Origin of the sequence: Pseudoalteromonas sp. GABNS16E (genome assembly GCF_028598715.1) — a bacterium.
In the GTDB taxonomy this organism is placed as follows: domain Bacteria; phylum Pseudomonadota; class Gammaproteobacteria; order Enterobacterales; family Alteromonadaceae; genus Pseudoalteromonas; species Pseudoalteromonas atlantica.
Genome location: NZ_JAQREZ010000007.1, coordinates 1 through 18,134, shown reverse-complemented (window position 1 = coordinate 18,134; position 18,134 = coordinate 1). Strand labels below are relative to the sequence as shown.

The window sequence follows — 18,134 nt, the reverse complement described above, 5'->3', positions numbered from 1 at the left end:
TAAATTAAAGGCAATAAAAAAGAGCCGTAAGGCTCTTTTTTATAGTACTTTGGGACTAAATCTTATTTTAGTTCCATCTCTTGGATGATTTCGTGCGCTATTTCTGGCGTTGTGCTTACAGGCTTTTCGTGTAAATTTGCTTTTATTTGCCCTTTTCGATGTTTTAGTGCTGCATCGAGTTTTTTAGCTGCGCTTGCAATCGCCGGGTACATAACTTCGTTTTCCCCTTTTACCGATATACGCGCACCTTCGTAATTTGTGCTAATTTCTGCTTGGATTTTGTGATGCTCTTTAGACAATATAATGTCGAGTGCGATAAGTGATGGAAAGTGGCTCTCGATTTTTGAAAACTTTTCGTTGATATGCTCTCTAATAGAGTTAGTAACGTCTACATGGTGACCAGAAAGATTAATTTTCATAGGGTATCCTTTTATTTGTTACCTCATAAATAGTATTGGGGGCTATTTAGATTAACACAAGGAAAAAGCACTGATTTTTGAAATTAATTTATTACTTAAACTGTTTTAAATTATAAGTTGTGCAAAGTTTATGCAAAGCCCATGAGGTATGGGCTTTCAGACGTCTAGCCTTTAGCGTTTAGTCTGTGTACGAACAGCAATAGTCAGCAAAATCACTCACTTTTACTTTAAAGCTAACATTGGCATCAACGTTAAATGATTCGCCCGCGGTAAATGTTTTCCACTGCGTTTCACCAGGTAATAAAATGTCCCACTGGCCGCCTAACAGCTCCATTAATTCTTTTTTACTGGTATCAAATACAAATTCGCCTGGTTGCATAAAACCTAGCGTTTTGGTTGTGCCATCGTTAAATACCACGGTACGGCTTGATACTTTACCGTCAAAATACACGTTCGCTTTTTTAATTACGCTTACATTTTCAAACTGAGACATCCTCACTCCTGTTGTATTATTTTATTTAATCGGCCACCACCTTGCCTGATAGGTCATAGCCTTGCAAGAAAAGCGCTGTGAAAATTACTCATCTGAAATTAAAACTCAAAAGGCTTTAAACTAAGAAAGTACTACGTATTACAAGCAGTGTGATGCAGTATCTTAAGGCTACTACACCGCTTTATAACTCAGTCAGCAAACAAAAAAGCCCGCCCTGTTTTACACAGGGCGGGCTTTTAAATATTAAAGCTAACGATTAAAACAACTCGTTTGCTTTATTTACAATGTTCTCTACTGTAAAGCCAAAGTACTCAAACAGCTCGCCAGCAGGTGCCGACTCACCAAAGGTAGTCATACCTACTACTGCACCGTTTAGGCCAACGTACTTGTACCAGTAATCAGCAATACCAGCTTCTACTGCTACGCGGCGTGTAACAGCTGCCGGTAGTACGCTTTCTTTGTACTGTGCGCTTTGCTCTTCAAATACATCAGTACATGGCATAGATACAACACGTACCTTTTTACCTTGGCTGCGTAGCTCTGTTGCAGAGTCTTGTGCTAGTTGCACCTCAGAACCTGTTGCAATAATAATTAGCTCCGGTTCGCCGTCACAGCTAAGGATGTAACCACCCTTTTTAACATCTGCTAATTGCTGAGCGTCACGCGCTTGTTGCTCAAGACCTTGGCGAGTAAAGATAAGTGATGTAGGACCATCTTTACGCTCAATAGCTTGTTGCCATGCAATTGCCGACTCAACTTGGTCACACGGGCGCCAGTTGTATAAGTTTGGCGTTAGACGCATGCTAGCAATTTGCTCTACCGGTTGGTGAGTTGGACCGTCTTCACCTAGGCCGATTGAATCGTGCGTGTATACAAAAATGCTTGGTTGCTTCATTAGCGCAGCCATACGTACCGCATTTTTTGCGTATTCAACAAACATTAAGAACGTTGCCCCGTAAGGAATAAAACCTTTATGAAGGGCAATACCATTCATAATTGCCGACATACCAAACTCACGTACACCGTAGTAAACGTAGTTACCGCTTGCATCGTCTGCAGTTAGCCCTTTAGAGCCATCCCAAATTGTTAAGTTTGATCCAGCTAAATCGGCTGAGCCACCCATGAATTCTGGTAATAACGGGCCAAATGCATTTAATGCATTTTGCGACGCTTTACGAGATGCAGGGTTTGCAGGGTTTGCTTGTAGTTGCTCTATGTACGCTTGAGATTTTTCAGCCCAATCGCCTGGAAGTTCGTTATTAATACGGCGCTTATATTCAGCTGCAAGCTCTGGGAATGCCTTTGCGTATGCTGCAAATTTTTCGTCCCAGCTAGATTCAAGCTGTTGACCTTTTTCTTTGCTATCCCACTGTGCGTAAATATCATCAGGGATTTCAAATGCACCGCCAGACCAGCCTAAAAATTCGCGAGACGCTGTAATTTCGTCATCACCTAATGGCGCGCCGTGACAATCGTGGCTACCAGATTTGTTAGGTGAACCGTAACCAATCACTGTTTTACAACAAATTAGTGATGGTTTGTCGGTAACACTTTGAGCCTCTGCTATTGCAGCACTAACAGCATCGCTGTCGTGACCATCAACGTCACTTATTACATGCCAGCCGTACGCTTTAAATCGTGCTGGTGTATCGTCGCTAAACCAACCTTCAACTTCACCATCGATTGAAATACCGTTGTCATCCCAAAAAGCCACTAACTTGCCAAGGCCTAATGTGCCAGCAAGTGAACATGCTTCATGAGAAATACCTTCCATTAAACAACCGTCACCCATAAATGCATATGTGTAGTGATCAACAATGTCGTGGCCTTCACGGTTAAATTGTGCAGCAAGCGCTTTTTCAGCAATCGCCATACCTACCGCATTTGTGATCCCCTGACCTAGTGGGCCCGTAGTAGTTTCAATTCCTGGTGCATAACCGTACTCAGGGTGGCCTGGCGTTTTAGAATGCATTTGACGGAAGTTTTTAATTTCATCAAGTGGTAAGTCGTAACCAGTTAGGTGCAATAGAGAATAGATAAGCATTGAACCGTGGCCGTTTGAAAGAATAAATCTGTCACGGTCAGCCCACTCTGGATTAGTTGGATTATGCTTTAGATAATCGCGCCATAATACTTCTGCGATGTCGGCCATGCCCATTGGGGCTCCAGGGTGGCCAGATTTGGCCTTTTGTACTGCGTCCATTGACAAGACGCGAATAGCATTTGCAAGTTCTTTGCGAGATGGCATGAATTCTCCTACCTTTATGTGTATTTGCGCGGGTACTTATGTGTTCGTTAATACCCTTAAGTAACTTAAGAGCTGTTATAGCAACCATTCTTACTTAATGTGGGTGCACTGTGCAATTAAAAACCCCATAAAAATGGGCTATTATGAATATTTTTTAAGACCAAAAAGTTATTACTCATTTTATTTAGACGTCTAGGCGTAAAAACACTATGCAAGGAGTTTTGTTTTAGATAAAATACGCCCCTTAATTTTTTAGCGCTAATACCGACGTTTGTGAAGCGCAATATTTGTGAGCAGAAATACAATGGCAAAACATTTATTTACTTCTGAATCTGTTTCTGAAGGTCATCCGGATAAAATCGCCGATCAAATCTCTGATGCGGTACTTGATGCTATCCTAGAGCAAGACTCTCATGCCCGTGTTGCGTGCGAAACTTACGTAAAAACCGGTATGGTTATGGTTGGTGGTGAAATTACCACTAGCGCATGGGTTGATATTGAAGAAATTACACGTAAAACAGTACGTGAAATTGGCTACACGCATTCAGACATGGGTTTCGATGCAGACTCGTGTGCAATTTTAAACACTATTGGTAAGCAGTCTCCTGATATTAACCAAGGTGTTGACCGTACTAGCCCAGAAGAACAAGGTGCTGGCGACCAAGGCCTTATGTTTGGTTATGCATGTAACGAAACAGAAGTACTAATGCCTGCGCCAATTACTTACTCACACCGTTTAGTACAGCGCCAAGCGCAAGTACGTAAAAGCGGCGAGCTTAACTGGTTACGCCCAGATGCAAAATCTCAAGTAACTTTTGCATACGAAAACGGCAAGCCAGTAGGTATTGATGCAGTTGTACTTTCTACTCAGCACGCTGAAGAAATTTCGCAAAATGACTTAGTTGAAGCCGTGATGGAAACCATCATTAAGCCGGTACTTCCTGCCGAGCTTATTACTAGCGCGACTAAATTTTTCATTAACCCAACGGGTCGTTTTGTAATTGGTGGACCTATGGGCGACTGTGGTTTAACGGGTCGTAAAATCATCGTAGATACATACGGTGGTATGGCACGTCACGGTGGCGGTGCTTTCTCAGGTAAAGATCCATCAAAAGTTGACCGCTCAGCTGCATACGCTGCACGTTACGTAGCTAAAAACGTAGTGGCTGCAGGCCTTGCTGATAAGTGTGAGCTACAAGTATCTTACGCAATTGGTGTAGCAGAGCCTACCTCTATCAGCGTTGAAACTTTTGGTACAAGCAAGCTTGAAGAAGGTCGTTTAATTGAGCTTATTCGTGAGCACTTTGACCTACGCCCTTACGGCTTAATTCAAATGCTTGATTTAGAGCGCCCTATCTACCAACCAACAGCGGCATACGGTCACTTTGGTCGTGACGAATTCCCATGGGAACGTACAGATAAAGCAGACGCACTTCGCGCAGCGGCTGGCCTATAAGCCAAAATGCATTAAATAATAAACGGCCCTTTTAAGGGCCGTTTTTATATCTAAAGCAAAGGCTAATTATGCGCTTTATATCAATTGCATTAATTTAGTTGTTTATCATAGCACCCAAAAAATAGTGCAATAACAAAGTGAATTTACGGCGTACAGTTATTTTATATAAATAATTTTAACGCAGTCAGTGCGCTATTTAATACGCTAAACTAATCGTGTTTTGAATTAAATTGGTATTAGCTAGCCCTCGAATTTCGCACGGTTTTAGGTATATACTCTTTGTATAATAAAAGCTTAAGGGATAAGTAAATGGCCAATAATTTTCGCGTTATGTTTGTAGGACTCGCCGAGGGCACTGAGGCTAAAACGGCCTGCGTAAATTTAGCAAGTAAGCTAAAAACGTCTGAAGATAAAGTAACTCAGTTTTTTAATGGCAAAGCACTCTTTGCACCTAGCAATAAAGACAAAGCCCTAAAGCAGGCCAAATTACTAGCAAGCCTAGGCATTAAAAGTAAGTTACAAGCCACAGGTGAGCTACCCACTCAAAGTCCTAGCGCAGCTAGTCAGCGCGATGAACGGATTTTTGATGCCCTTGATTACATAACAAGCAGCCTGATCCGCCTAGAAGAAAAGCTAGAAGAGCTAGAACAAAGGCTTCCAACCAATGAGCTAAAAAGCCCTACAGATGAAAACGATGAGTGGCAAGAAGATGATCTTATGCTTGACGAGCAGCTCGATGAACCCGTTAAAACGCGTAGCAATACTTTGTTATATTCACTGATTGCCACTGCCGTTTTACTACTTATTGTGCTTGCTGTTTACTTAGCTTTTCCTGATTTAGTGTCTATTTAATCAAAGGTGCGTAATTACAATGAGCAATAAACGTACACACATACGCCAATCTATTCGCCAATTACGCAATAATCTATCAAAAAAACAGCAAGAAAAAGCCGCGGCACAGTTAAAGTTGAATTTTACTCAACAGCTAAATAGCGATAAAACAGCCTCAAAAAAACATATAGCCATTTACTTTAGTAACGATGGAGAATTAGATACATCATTGTTAATTAATGAGTTATGGCAACAAGGCCATACCCTTTACTTACCCGTTATACACCCATTTAATGGGGCTACTTTGCTGTTTCAACGCTATGAAAAAAACTCACCCATGAGGGCAAATCGCTATGGTATCTTGGAGCCTAAGCTGAACTGCTCTCAAATATGCCCATTAACTGATTTAGATTACTTACTGATGCCACTTGTAGCATTTGATAATCAAGGTAACAGATTAGGAATGGGGGGTGGATTTTACGATAAAACACTGGCGCAATTACACGCTTACAATTGGCAAAAACCGCAACTTATAGGCTTAGCACATAGCTGCCAAAAAGTAGATGCACTGCCAATTGAATCGTGGGATGTTCCACTTAAAACCATTATTACTCCCGATAAAATTTATCACTGGTAATAAACACCCACTACACATTTGAAATATGAGCATAACAATGACGCAAGACGAATTAAAAAAAGCAGCTGCGTGGGCTGCACTCGAGTTTGTAAAAGAAAACACCATTGTTGGTGTGGGGACAGGCTCTACCGTAAATCATTTTATTGATGCCCTAGGCACAGTAAAAGACACCATAACGGGTGCGGTATCTAGCTCTGAGGCTTCAACAGCGCGTTTACACGCATTAGGTATTGAAGTGTTTGAGCTAAACGATGTAGATGCTCTTGATGTATACGTAGACGGCGCAGATGAAATTAATGCCCAAAACGAAATGATCAAAGGCGGCGGCGCAGCACTTACCCGCGAAAAAATAGTTGCAGCCGTTGCAAAACAATTTGTTTGTATTGTTGATGACACAAAATTAGTAGATACATTGGGTGATTTTCCGCTTCCGGTAGAAGTTATACCCATGGCACGCAGCTACGTAGCGCGTGAATTATTAAAACTTGGTGGCGACCCTGTGTACCGCCAAGGCGTAGTAACCGATAACGGTAACGTTATTTTAGATGCACACAATTTAAGTATTAGTAATGCCAAACAACTTGAAACACAAATTAATTCAATTGTTGGCGTAGTTACCAACGGCCTATTTGCGATGCGCGGCGCTGATAAAGTGATTATCGGCACTAAAAATGGGCCACAAATTAAATAGGATGAGGTTATGAGTAAGGTATCGTTAGCAAAAGACAAAATTAAAATTCTCTTGCTTGAAGGTGTTCACCAAAGCGCAGTAGAAACGCTTAAACGTAATGGTTACAGCAACATCGACTACGTAAAAACATCGCTACCTGAGGACGAACTTAAAGAGCGTATTAAAGATGTGCACTTTGTAGGGCTTCGTTCTCGTACTCATATTAACCAAGCAGTTTTAGACTCAGCTGAAAAGCTAGTAGCCATTGGTTGTTTTTGTATTGGTACTAACCAAGTTGACTTAAACTCAGCTCGCGAGCGCGGTATTGCGGTATTTAATGCACCGTTTTCAAACACTCGTTCAGTGGCTGAACTTGTACTTGGCGAAATACTATTACTATTACGTGGTATTCCAGAGCGTAATGCAGCAGCGCACCGTGGCGGCTGGTTAAAAACAGCAACCGGCTCGTTTGAAGCGCGCGGTAAAACGCTCGGGATTATTGGTTACGGCCACATAGGTACACAGCTTGGTATTATGGCTGAAAACATAGGTATGAACGTAGAGTATTACGACATTGAAGATAAGCTCTCTTTAGGTAATGCAACACAAATTCATAACCTAACACAGCTTTTACAGCGCGCTGATATTATTAGTTTACACGTACCAGAAACACCGCAAACTAAAAACCTAATTGGCACAGCAGAACTTGCCGTAATGAAGCAAGGCTCAATACTAATTAACGCTTCACGCGGTACTGTAGTGGATATTGATGCACTTGCCGAAGCACTTAGCGAGAAAAAGCTAAGCGGCGCAGCTATTGATGTATTCCCCGTTGAGCCAAAATCTAACGAAGAAGAATTTGTATCGCCACTGCGTGAATTCGACAACGTTATTTTAACGCCGCACATTGGTGGCTCTACCCAAGAAGCGCAAGAAAACATTGGTATTGAAGTAGCCGGTAAATTAGCTAAATACTCAGATAATGGTTCAACTATTACAGCGGTTAACTTCCCTGAGGTTTCGCTTCCAGAGCTTGCTAACCGTAGCCGCTTATTGCACGTACACCACAACCGCCCTGGCGTACTTACACAAATTAACCAAGCGTTTGCCCAGCACGGTATTAACATTGCCGCTCAGTACTTACAAACTGATGAATCAATTGGTTATGTAGTTATTGACGTAGATACCGATCAGTCAGAAGTTGCACTTAAAGAGTTAAGCGCAGTAGAAGGTACAATTAGAGCGCGTATTCTTCACTAAAAGATGAAGTGTAAAAAATAATTAAATAAACACCGTGTTTAAAATAAATACGGTGTTTTTTATTTTAAAGCTAACTTAACTTTAAGCTCTCATTTCAACGCATTTACCTAGGTGCCCATTATAAACCTTGAGTAGCTCCTTGCTTAAACAGTTTCAAGTTTTCATAGCCACTTATACTTTCACAGCTGATGCTATCCTCGCATTTACCTCCTTTAATACGACTCGATACGGCGGTTCGCATACTAGGCATATTTTTTATATTAGTGATAAAATTACCCATTGTTTGCTTTTCTCTAACAACGGTTATACGCTCAATATCTTTATTTTCAGGCTCTCTTGGTAAATCAATGCCTAAAGCGGCAAGCTTTAGTTTTGCCCTTGGGTCTTTTATAGCCGCCTTTTTATAATGCTTAATTGCTTTTTCTTTATTGGATTGACCTAAAATTGCTGATTCATACACTTTAGCTAGTAAAAAATTTGCCCTCACATAGCCCTTATTTGCTGCCAGTTCTAGCTTTTCTTTTGCTTCTAAAGCATCATCTTTTGTCGGGTTATTAGTTAGCATATATGCTGCAATATAATAATTTGCTTTTGGTAACTTTTTAGCGGCATGTCGTAAGTTTGTAAAGCCAAGGCTTTTATTAACTTCACCACCTTGGCCTTCAATCATCATTATGCCAAGTTTAAACTGGCTATTAGGCAGCCCCCAACGAGCGGCTTCATAAAAGTACCTTCTTGCTTTTTTTAAATCTTGCTCTACACCATAACCATTATAATAAAAAGTGCCCAACATCTCTTGAGCAAGTGGGATCTGTTGACGTGAGTATCGCTTTAGTTTTTTAAACTCTTCCTTACATTTTTCTGAAGAGCATGACTCCACCTTGATATTGTGCTCAAAATTAGTTTTTGCTGATAAGGCAGGCGAAAGCGATAAGATTATTACTTGGGTAAGAATTAAAAATAAGCGCATAATTAGGTCCATTTCCGTATGTATAACTAATACACTAGCCAAACAGAGACTAAAAAACAAGCAGTTCAACCAATGAAAAAGCACTTAAAACAGATTATTATATTGCACAAAAAAGCGTGAGATATACCCACGCTCTAACAACTTCATTGTTTGCAGCCAACCATGTAGGTAACTACAAAGCTAAAACGACTTTACTCGCCTTTAACTTCTAAATTAACGAATTTAACTAGCTCTTCTGGCTGGCCAGCTAACATCATTATTTGCTGGTTAACTTCCATCATAGTTTTACCTTCAGGCAATTTTGCCGATATGCTTAATGAGTTTAAACCTTTGGCAAAATCAGTCAGCGCCTGTGCTATTTCTTCAGTTACGGGAGCTTGCTGTAACTGTTGCTGTAGCGTCATTTGCATTTGCTCAAGCGTCATACCTTGTTTTTCAAGCTCGCTCACAAATAGCTCTTTTAATTTGCCTTGGTTATTAAGTACTAAATTAATATTACGTGGCTCAAGCTTGCTCATAGCTTGCATAACTAAGGTTTGCTGTTGTAACTCTTGCTCGTACGTAAGTGGCGTGTCACCTGCTTCTTGCTGCGCTTTGCTTATAGCAAGGGATGCGTCCATTAATGCTTTAGTATTAGCAAGGCCTACATCCATATTAAAACTAGCAATATCTTTTGCATCTAGTTTTAAAACTACGTCACTGTCGCCAGATTGTTCATCGTAATCGAGCGATGAGCTTAAGTTGTAACTTGCAGAGGCAAGCATTTCGTTTGTATCAGCAGGTAGTTTTGCTACAAAGTCTTTATCGAACTGAAAGCTTTTTACTATAAACGATGTATGTGGCGATATTTTATCGGTTTCGTAACCGGTTACTTCAATACTTTGAATATGCGCTACGTTATCACCTTCAGGGCTAATTACTTCCATGTTAGTAATTTCAACACTTTGAGAAATAACACTTGCCGATAAACCCGCGTATTTAAATGTTGCACCGGTTTGATCGCTCACTAAAGCAAGCTGCTTGTCTACTTCGGTACGTACTTCTTGAGTTGCTACATAGTTTGCGTAGCTAACACCGCCTACGCCGGCTGCAACGATGGCTATGGCTATTACGAGTTTTTTCATGCTATTTCCTTATTCTGTTCTGTATATAAATTGTGTTTGCTCAAGAGTAACATTGCACAGCAGCCGCTGTAAGCGTTAATTAATTAAACTCAGTAACTCGTGCACGGTTTTTACTGGCGTAATTTTAGCCCCTAGTCCTTCCATCGATTTATGGTAATTACGAAACGGAATAAATATTTCAGTAAACCCATGCTGAGCCGCTTCTTTAACCCGTGGTACACCGCTGTCGATTGGGCGCACATCGCCGTTTAAACTAAGCTCTCCCATAATGCAGGTTGTACGCGGTACAACAAACTCGTTTAAGCTGCTTAAAAGCGCGGTTACTAACGCTAAATCAATACAGGTTTCGGTTTCATCGATTCGTAAGCCGCCCACAATATTAAAAAACGTATCGTGAAATATTTTAGTTTTGGTGTGTTTGCGTAAAATACCAGTGAGCATTTTTATTCGGTTCATGTTTAAACCCACGCACACACGCTGCGGAAATTCGGCTTCGGTTTCGGTGGTTAAACATTGAATTTCGAGCAATAAGTTACGGTTACCTTTTCGGATACACGTAATAGTAGAGCCTGGTGATTCAGTACTTGATCCCGATAAAAAAATCTCGCTGGGGTTATCAACACTTAGCATGCCGCGTTCGCACATTTTAAAAATGCCTACGGTATCAATATCACCAAAACGGTTTTTGTTAGCTCTAAGCGTACGTACCTGTCCATCATTCGTGTCAATGTGCAATAAGGCATCCACTATATGCACTAATGTTTGCGGCCCTGCAATTTCGTTATTTTTATTAACATGGGCAATAATAAACATAGTGACATCGTTTTGCTTACAATACTGAGTAAGCGCTTGTGCGGCACTTTTTACTTGCGAAGGCGAACCAGGGCTGCCATTTGCAGTGTCGGTTACAACCGCCTGAATAGAGTCGATAACAGCAAACTTAATTTTATTTTTATCAAGCTCTTCAATAATGGTTTCTACGCTAGTTTCAGAAAGTAAATAAAGCTCATCAGCGTTATAGTTAAGCTTTAAGCGGTTTACACGGTTTTTAAACTGCGACAACGACTCCTCAGCGGTACAATAAAGTGATGGCATACGCTGCGACATTCTGGCTACTAAATCAGATAATAGCGTTGTTTTACCTGCCCCTGGGTCGCCCGATATAATATTAACCGAGCCCGTGGTTACGCCGCCGCTTAGTACACGGTCAAGCTCGCCTATTTCTGTTAGCTGCTTTTCGGCCTCGGTGGTGGCTACATCATCAATTTTTTTAGAGCCGCCACCAATGCCACCTGCATAACCACCAACGGTTGCTCGCGCAGCGGCTTTTTTACTTTGCCCTGCAGAGGGTTTAAATTCTGCCAACGTGTTCCACGCACCACAGCGACACTGACCTTGCCAACGTTGGTAGTTCATACCACACTCTGTACAAACAAATTCTACTTTTGCCGCCTTAGCCATTTATAACCTTACCTACTATTCTTTAATTTAAAATGCATACATTTAGTTGTTTATTTTATCATGGGGAGAACGACATAGCAGCGCTACATTGCTAAAGCCACTCAAGGATCTATATTAGAAACAAACACATGTAATTTTCTCTTTTACTTTAAGTTAGGGCATACTTATTGCTTTTAAATACTTTAAAGTAACTTGCCAACAAATTGGCATTTAACACATAATAACAAGAGTTAAACTGTACTTACACGAAAAATCGTATCTATATTAATAACATAGCACGATGTTACGTTTATTGAATTTTTCAAATAAATGGACTTTACAGTATACCTACTTTTCAATTAGACGGTGACGATTTATAAATGGCTGAAGACATACTGCTCAAACACGAAGACCTCGTAAATGAGCTAAAAACCTATTTAGGTAACGCAAAGTTCGACCTAATTTTCAAATCTAAAACGGCAGGTTTAACAAAGCCTGAGCAGTTTTTAATGAAAATGGAAATGTCGCGCCTATCTCAGCCAGTTGCCCGTTTTGTTGACCTGCGAGGCTTAGTAACAGGCCAAGTTCGCCCGTATGAGCACAATGGTAAACAACACTTTATGGATGACACCGCCATAGAAGTATTTGAGGCAGCCTTAAAACAACACGGCGGCTATACTTTAGCGGTATACGAAGCGGTAATGAATACCGAAAACAACCATCGCGTATTACAAAAACAAGCACAAGAGCAAAGTGATACACAAGTTGAAAACGACACTCTGACTACCAGCGTAATAAAATTTGCCTCTTATGAAAGCCGCTCTGAGGAGCGAATGAACTACTCGATTAAAGTTAAAATTGAGTACAACGATAAGAAAAACATTGCCGCGAGTACCTCAGATATCTCTTTGAGTGGTTGTAAAATTAAGTTTCCTACCCGCCAAATTATAAAAAAAGGGCAGCTAATTGCCATGCGGCTAGTAGGGCTTGAGCAAGATTTTGAGCTAGGCCTTAAAAATGGCATTCAATATGAAGTAGTTGCAGTAGAAAACATATCTCGTGAATATAACCACATTCGTTTAAAGCGTACTTTTATAGAAAAAAATGAAGCATTCGATAATTTTTTAGATAGCTTTATAAACGGTAATAAACGCCGCTATAAAGTGAACCTAGATAACACCCTAGATGCTGTGGTTTCAAAGGGTTATGAGCAATATTATATTCCGCGCGTTACCTCTTTATACGTGTTTTTAAGTAAAAAAAGCGAACAAATTGTTCCTAGTTTAAGCCTAACAACTGAAAACAATATTTTTATTCAGCGCTATTTTACTGATGAACGAAAAGTGCCCTGCTTATATAGCATTTTAAATAATCAACGTATTAGCCAAATGCTTACCCAAGTAAACGCAGTAAAAGAAGATTACTTATATACGTTTACTCATGTTTCTGCAGGAAAAATTTATTACTACTCAGCCACGCGTACAGAGCTTAATAACAACCCTAAATTAAGAAACCTGTTTTTAGGGTTTGGTAGCCAAAAAGACAGCTGGCAATGCTTTAAGTTACAAGTTATGCCAAGCCACCCAGATGATTCGTTTATTCCATTATCGTTGCCTAATTCGGCGGGTAAAAACATAGAAAAGCTAAATAAGCCACCTTCTCCAAGAGTGGCAGGCCTTATAAAAGATGTAAAATACATTGCGGTTTTAACCGCCATTGGCAACAGTGAAGAACAAGCGCATTATAAGAAGCAGCCCTACGATAAGGCGTTAGTTAACCAGCTTAAACATTTTGGCCACGCTAAGCATAATAAGCCTCCTTATTTAGATATTGTGCCACTAGAGTATGTAAACTTACGCTCTCACAAACGTTACTTGTATAAAACACCTGCCGAGCTTACGTTTGAGGATAAGCAGTATCAGGCTCATACTCGGGATTTTTCGGTTATGGGTTTGCAATTAGAGTCAGCCTCGCCGGTTAGCTTTAAAAAAGGTGATATTGTTTTACTGTCTTTCCCCGATTTACAAAAAATAACTAAAAAGCATAATTTAAGTGAGCTTAAATACGAAGTGATGGCAATTAGTAAGTCGTTAACGACCATTAATTTAAAAGCCAACAGAGTTGCTGACTTACCACATGCAGGGGTTAACTTTTTTACCCAATTAATTCAAAGTAATAAAGATAAATTAAAAGTGTCTGAAGAAGCCCCTAAAATAGAAGGCCTTTCTACCGCACTGAGAAATATGGTGACCAAAAGTGTGTGCCAATTCCCGCTTTATTTACATAAAGAAGCAAACCACTTTATTCCAGGAGCCATAGGTTTTGGTTTATATGCCAGCCCAATTCACGTGATTTTACAAAATTTTGGCTTATTAAATAATAAAACTGACCTAAGCCATATTTTAACGCAGCAACAAATTATTGATGTGATCACTCCAAGCATTAAAGATCGTAGCCGACAAGACCCTCCTTTGCCGTTTACACTCGCAATTAATTTTGACCCTAAACAAGATAACATTGAAAAGGCTGTGACGAGCCAATGCGTACTAGGCGAAAACTATTCAAGCTTTAGTGAGCAAATTAGCGCAGGCGTTAAATCTGAGCTGGTATTTGTTATGCGCTTGTACTTATCGCGAACGGGTCGCCCGGATACAGACTACCTATCAAACGAACTTAAATATGTAAGCCAATATGCAATGCACAAAGCAAAAGACATAGAAGAAGCGCTGTGGGCAGTATCTGGGGTGGGTGATATTGTAGATATAACCGACGAAGCGCTTAGCCATTTAGAGTTAGATCAAAAGCAGGTCGCTCAAATGGGCCGCAGAAAGCTATTATGGTTAAACCGCTTGCGCTAAGCGGCTTAATACCAATCGACTTAAAAGTTTATAGCGTGCTAAATAAAGCGTTAGCGGCGTTATAAACTTCTCAAATAGAACAACTACATGTCGAAATTTATGCCTTGTTATCACGCTATTTATCTGTCGCTATAAATATCTAAATAACTTAACCCGATTGGTATAACTTATTTTGGTGGTTATTCTCAGGTTACTTCTTTAAGGGAATAGCCAACATATACAACAATTGCAGTAACGAGCCCTGACATATAGCCGCTTGAGCTTGCTCCACCACTTTTGGTTTACCATGTACGGCAACACCTAACCCTGCTTTTTCCATCATGAGCAAATCGTTTGCACCATCGCCAATGGCTACCGTTTGCGTATTTGCTAAGCCCAGCTTTTGCTGCAGTGTTTCTAAAACAACCGCTTTTTGCTGCGCATCAACAATGGCACCAGAGACTTTTCCTGTGAGTTTATTGTTTGCAAATTCAAGCACATTAGCGTGTACTTCATCTAAATTAATCAGCTGCTGCACACGCTCGGCAAAGGGTACAAACCCACCTGATGCTATAGCAAGATACCAATTATGCTGCTTTAAAATTTGGCATAACGCTTTAATACCTGGCATTAATGGTAAGGTGTTTTTTAAGTCTTCAATTAAGCTTTGCTCTATGCCGGCTAACTTTGCTACACGCTGATTTAAACTTTCGCTAAAATCTAGTTTGCCCGCCATTGCAAGCGCGGTCACCGAAGCCACATCGTCATATACATCTGCTAAACGTGCAATTTCATCAATACACTCTATGGTGATGGCGGTAGAGTCCATATCCATAACCAGCAGCCCTGGCTCATATAGGTTGGGTGGCGTTGTAACTTGCACTAGCTGAAAATCAAGCGTGTTTGCAAACTCTCTTAGCGCAAGCGGGTTAATTTTTTGCTCTGCCTCTGGGCTATAAAAACACAGAGCTGGGGCTAACCCTAAGTCGGGCTGATATTGACATACAGCGGTTACTTTAAGCGCGTGCGTTTTTAAAAAGTCGATAATACTCGTTACATGCTTTAGTTCAAAATCGCCCGCAAACGCAATACTAAATAACCCAACGGTTTTATCTGGTATTGTTTGAGCAGGAGTAAAACTCCCTTCTTTGTAATCAAACCATGTGTTTAGCGTTAAAGAATGTAATGCTTGCTCAGCAGCTGGCTGTGCCATGTTCATTTGCGACATGGGTTCTCCGTGTTTGTTATTTATTTTTCTAATTTGGCGTATCAATTAGGGTATTCATAACGCTAAATTCGCCATCGGGGTAGATTTAAGGTTATAGTTAGCGTAGTTGTAACATCAAATCAAAATGCTGTCAGTAGCATATACGGTGACTATGAAAAATAACCATATAAAAAGCCCTTTGTCTGCATCACAAAGAAAGCGAATCGTTCGCTTGTTATTGGCTGCGGGCTGTTTTGTATTACTGAGTTTTGTAGGTGTTAACAGTAGCTTTGAAAGCCACCAACTACTTTATAATAGTGCCGATAATACTGCCAAAAGCTTAACCTCATTTATGGCACTTAATGCTAAAGAGCCATTGCTTGCTAAAAATAAGCCACAGCTTAGAGCTTTGTGTAATGATATAAGCAAAGACGAGTTTGTACTTTCAGCCACAATTTACGATCAGCAAGGCGTACTTATAGCCAGCAGCGATCACTGGCAATCGCACCACATATTTGGCCAATTGCCAGAGTCTACCCCAGGAATTAGTAAACTAAAAACCCCATTTGTTGAGCCTGTTGTAAGCGACATAGATAAGCCTTTAGGCTTTGTATCTATTACTTATTTAACCCGCGCGGCGATATCTGACAGCCATAATCACTTTCATGATTTAGGCAGGCAAGTTTTATTAATGCTAGTAATAGCCTGTATTTTTACATGGCAGCTAGGGCGAGGCCTAAAACGTTGGCAGGTAAATCGCTATATGCAAAAAACCTCAGAGCAAGAGTCGTAAAGCTGCTGAGCAAGCTCGGCTTTATTGCTATTTGGCTTTAAGCTACATAAAACTTCAAATACAGCAGGAATATGCGCAGGGGTGTTAATTTCTCCCTGATGGCCACTTAATGGCATTGAGGGCGCATCCGTCTCAAGTACTAAATGCTGCGGTTCTATTTGAGCAATTACATCACGGGTTTTAGCTGCCCGTGCATAGGTAATAACGCCACCTACGCCTAATTTAAAACCCTGTTTAATATAATACTGTGCTTGTTGCATAGAGCCTGAGTATGCATGTATCACGCCGCCATATTTTGGCTTGCAGCGCTTAAATGCATGCGCAATTAAATCATGGCTTTGTCTGTGATGCACAATAAGCGGCAGCTTGAGCTCATTAGCAAGGGTAATGTGTTGCTCAAATAGGCTGGTTTGTTTTTCAAGGTCACCAATACTTCTATCAAGCCCGCACTCCCCTATTGCCACTAGCTGCTTTTTATTGGTTTTTGCAAAATCGAATAACTGCGCTAAGTGAGCATCTTTATGCTCATCTAAAAAGTAAGGATGAAGCCCTGCGGCAATATGTACTTGTGGGTATTTAGCTTTAAATTCAATTAGCTGCTGAGATTGCGCCAAGCTAATACCTGGCACAACAAAGCGCTCAACACCTTTAGCCATACACTCTTTTATGAGTGATCCGCGGTTTGCGTCAAACTCAGTAAAATCGAGGTGGCAGTGGGAATCTATAAACTTCACAGCGTAAACCGGTTAAGGGTTTAAACGTGTTATTTGCCAGCTATTATCGGTTTGGCGCTGATATATAAAGCGGTCGTGTAAACGGTGTGCGCCGCCTTGCCAAAACTCTATTTTAGAAGGGACTACGCAGTAACCGCCCCAAAAATCAGGCAATGGAATTTCACCATTAGCAAATTTACTCTTCATATTGGCAAAGGTTTTCATAAGCACTTTACGCGATGAGACTGGCCTGCTTTGCGCTGAGGCCCATGCTGCTAATTGGCTTTCTTTAGGGCGCGATAAAAAATATTTAGCGACTGCAGCCGTCGGTAATGGTTTTGCCTCGCCGTATACAATCACTTGGCGCTCCATATGGTGCCACGGAAAGTGCAGCGATATTTTGTTATTGCCTTTTAGCTCTTGCGCTTTACGTGAGCCGGTATTAGTAAAAAATACAAACCCGTTATCATCTAAATGTTTTAGCAATACAATACGCTGTGAAGGTTGCCCGGTTTCATCAACCGTTGCCACAACCATGGCCGTTGGGTCTGGAATATTACTGCCCACAGCATGCTCAAGCCAGGTTTCAAATTGTTTGAATGGATCATCTTGCAAGTTATCTTCGCTTAGCGCGTCTTGCAGATATTCACGGCGGATGTCTTCGAGTTTCATAAACAAATCCTTCTCTGTTTATTAAAGCGTATGTGGGTAAGTTAAGGTCAGGTTGTTAATCGTTATAAGAGCAAAAATAAAAATGTTTTGTTTAATGTTAGTTTAGTGTTGGGTTTCGTTTCACTCTACCCAACCTACGGTGCTATCAGCTATCTGATCTGACCCCGATAAAGTAGACACGGGGTTTTAATTCATTGATTCATATTGTATGGGGCTAACATTTCCAATCGTCCCATCCATTCGCACTGAGTTGTAGTAATTCTCAATATAAAAACGACTTTGTATTGTCATTTCGCTACGACTCAGTTCATTTAGATTACTCATCCATTCTTTTTTGTACTGAGCAAAAAAACTTTCTGAACAG

Annotated in this window: 17 protein-coding genes; 7 read left to right on the top strand and 10 right to left on the bottom strand. The window is 40.7% G+C overall.

Translation table 11 applies throughout. The features are described from left to right. Nucleotides 1-62: 62 nt before the first annotated feature. The 3 genes from hpf to tkt form a co-directional block, all read right to left on the bottom strand. The gene (hpf, locus tag PSI06_RS04605; protein WP_024033129.1) at nucleotides 63-419 is read right to left on the bottom strand and encodes a ribosome hibernation-promoting factor, HPF/YfiA family; all 357 of its coding nucleotides are present in this window, start codon (nucleotides 417-419) and stop codon (nucleotides 63-65) included. 178 nt (nucleotides 420-597) lie between these two features. After that, on the bottom strand, nucleotides 598-912 hold the full coding sequence (gene ppnP / locus PSI06_RS04600) for a pyrimidine/purine nucleoside phosphorylase (RefSeq protein ID WP_004586170.1): 315 nt from the start codon (nucleotides 910-912) through the stop codon (nucleotides 598-600). Nucleotides 913-1,168: 256 nt separating this feature from the next. After that, on the bottom strand, nucleotides 1,169-3,160 hold the full coding sequence (gene tkt, locus PSI06_RS04595; protein WP_004586169.1) for a transketolase: 1,992 nt from the start codon (nucleotides 3,158-3,160) through the stop codon (nucleotides 1,169-1,171). 304 nt (nucleotides 3,161-3,464) lie between these two features. Here tkt and metK point away from each other — a divergent pair, with 304 nt between their 5' ends. The 5 genes from metK to serA all read left to right on the top strand — a co-directional run bounded on the left by metK (nucleotide 3,465) and on the right by serA (nucleotide 8,014). Then, nucleotides 3,465-4,616, top strand: coding sequence for a methionine adenosyltransferase (gene metK, locus PSI06_RS04590; RefSeq protein WP_004586168.1), 1,152 nt, complete (start codon nucleotides 3,465-3,467; stop codon nucleotides 4,614-4,616). A 309-nt stretch (nucleotides 4,617-4,925) separates the two neighbouring features. After that, nucleotides 4,926-5,468 carry a hypothetical protein gene (locus PSI06_RS04585; protein WP_004586167.1) on the top strand — a complete coding sequence of 181 codons (543 nt, stop codon included), beginning with the start codon at nucleotides 4,926-4,928 and terminating at the stop codon, nucleotides 5,466-5,468. 19 nt (nucleotides 5,469-5,487) lie between these two features. Next, entirely contained in the window at nucleotides 5,488-6,084 is a 597-nt protein-coding gene (locus tag PSI06_RS04580) for a 5-formyltetrahydrofolate cyclo-ligase (RefSeq protein WP_004586166.1), read from the top strand. 37 nt (nucleotides 6,085-6,121) lie between these two features. Continuing rightward, entirely contained in the window at nucleotides 6,122-6,775 is a 654-nt protein-coding gene (gene rpiA / locus PSI06_RS04575; protein ID WP_273603063.1) for a ribose-5-phosphate isomerase RpiA, read from the top strand. Nucleotides 6,776-6,784: 9 nt separating this feature from the next. Then, complete coding sequence (gene serA, locus PSI06_RS04570; protein ID WP_004586164.1) at nucleotides 6,785-8,014, top strand: phosphoglycerate dehydrogenase; 1,230 nt, start codon at nucleotides 6,785-6,787, stop codon at nucleotides 8,012-8,014. Nucleotides 8,015-8,132: 118 nt separating this feature from the next. Here serA and PSI06_RS04565 read toward each other — a convergent pair whose 3' ends face one another. The 3 genes from PSI06_RS04565 to radA form a co-directional block, all read right to left on the bottom strand. Continuing rightward, the gene (locus tag PSI06_RS04565; RefSeq protein ID WP_121637871.1) at nucleotides 8,133-8,984 is read right to left on the bottom strand and encodes a tetratricopeptide repeat protein; all 852 of its coding nucleotides are present in this window, start codon (nucleotides 8,982-8,984) and stop codon (nucleotides 8,133-8,135) included. Between the two features lie 191 nt (nucleotides 8,985-9,175). Then, nucleotides 9,176-10,108 carry a hypothetical protein gene (locus PSI06_RS04560; RefSeq protein ID WP_273603064.1) on the bottom strand — a complete coding sequence of 311 codons (933 nt, stop codon included), beginning with the start codon at nucleotides 10,106-10,108 and terminating at the stop codon, nucleotides 9,176-9,178. A gap of 75 nt (nucleotides 10,109-10,183) precedes the next feature. After that, a complete protein-coding gene (radA, locus tag PSI06_RS04555; protein WP_004586161.1) occupies nucleotides 10,184-11,569 on the bottom strand; it encodes a DNA repair protein RadA in 1,386 nt (461 codons plus the stop codon). A gap of 359 nt (nucleotides 11,570-11,928) precedes the next feature. Here radA and PSI06_RS04550 point away from each other — a divergent pair, with 359 nt between their 5' ends. After that, nucleotides 11,929-14,406: a PilZ domain-containing protein gene (locus tag PSI06_RS04550; RefSeq protein ID WP_273603065.1), complete on the top strand. Its 2,478-nt coding sequence runs from the start codon at nucleotides 11,929-11,931 to the stop codon at nucleotides 14,404-14,406. Between the two features lie 190 nt (nucleotides 14,407-14,596). On the opposite strand, the gene serB is transcribed toward PSI06_RS04550, so the two are convergent. Then, nucleotides 14,597-15,613, bottom strand: coding sequence for a phosphoserine phosphatase SerB (gene serB, locus PSI06_RS04545; RefSeq protein WP_096739181.1), 1,017 nt, complete (start codon nucleotides 15,611-15,613; stop codon nucleotides 14,597-14,599). A 151-nt stretch (nucleotides 15,614-15,764) separates the two neighbouring features. On the opposite strand from serB, the gene PSI06_RS04540 reads away from it, so the two are divergent. Then, on the top strand, nucleotides 15,765-16,385 hold the full coding sequence (locus tag PSI06_RS04540; protein WP_004586158.1) for an AhpA/YtjB family protein: 621 nt from the start codon (nucleotides 15,765-15,767) through the stop codon (nucleotides 16,383-16,385). Here PSI06_RS04540 and PSI06_RS04535 read toward each other — a convergent pair. The 3 genes from PSI06_RS04535 to PSI06_RS04525 all read right to left on the bottom strand — a co-directional run. Beyond that, the gene (locus PSI06_RS04535; RefSeq protein ID WP_273603066.1) at nucleotides 16,352-17,119 is read right to left on the bottom strand and encodes a TatD family hydrolase; all 768 of its coding nucleotides are present in this window, start codon (nucleotides 17,117-17,119) and stop codon (nucleotides 16,352-16,354) included. The two genes, PSI06_RS04540 and PSI06_RS04535, sit on opposite strands and share 34 nt — an antisense overlap. 12 nt (nucleotides 17,120-17,131) lie before the next feature. Continuing rightward, nucleotides 17,132-17,770, bottom strand: a complete 639-nt coding sequence (pdxH, locus tag PSI06_RS04530) for a pyridoxamine 5'-phosphate oxidase (protein ID WP_273603067.1) — start codon at nucleotides 17,768-17,770, stop codon at nucleotides 17,132-17,134. 186 nt (nucleotides 17,771-17,956) lie between these two features. Beyond that, the coding region (locus PSI06_RS04525; protein WP_273603069.1) for an IS3 family transposase at nucleotides 17,957-18,134 on the bottom strand (178 nt) is incomplete at its 5' end.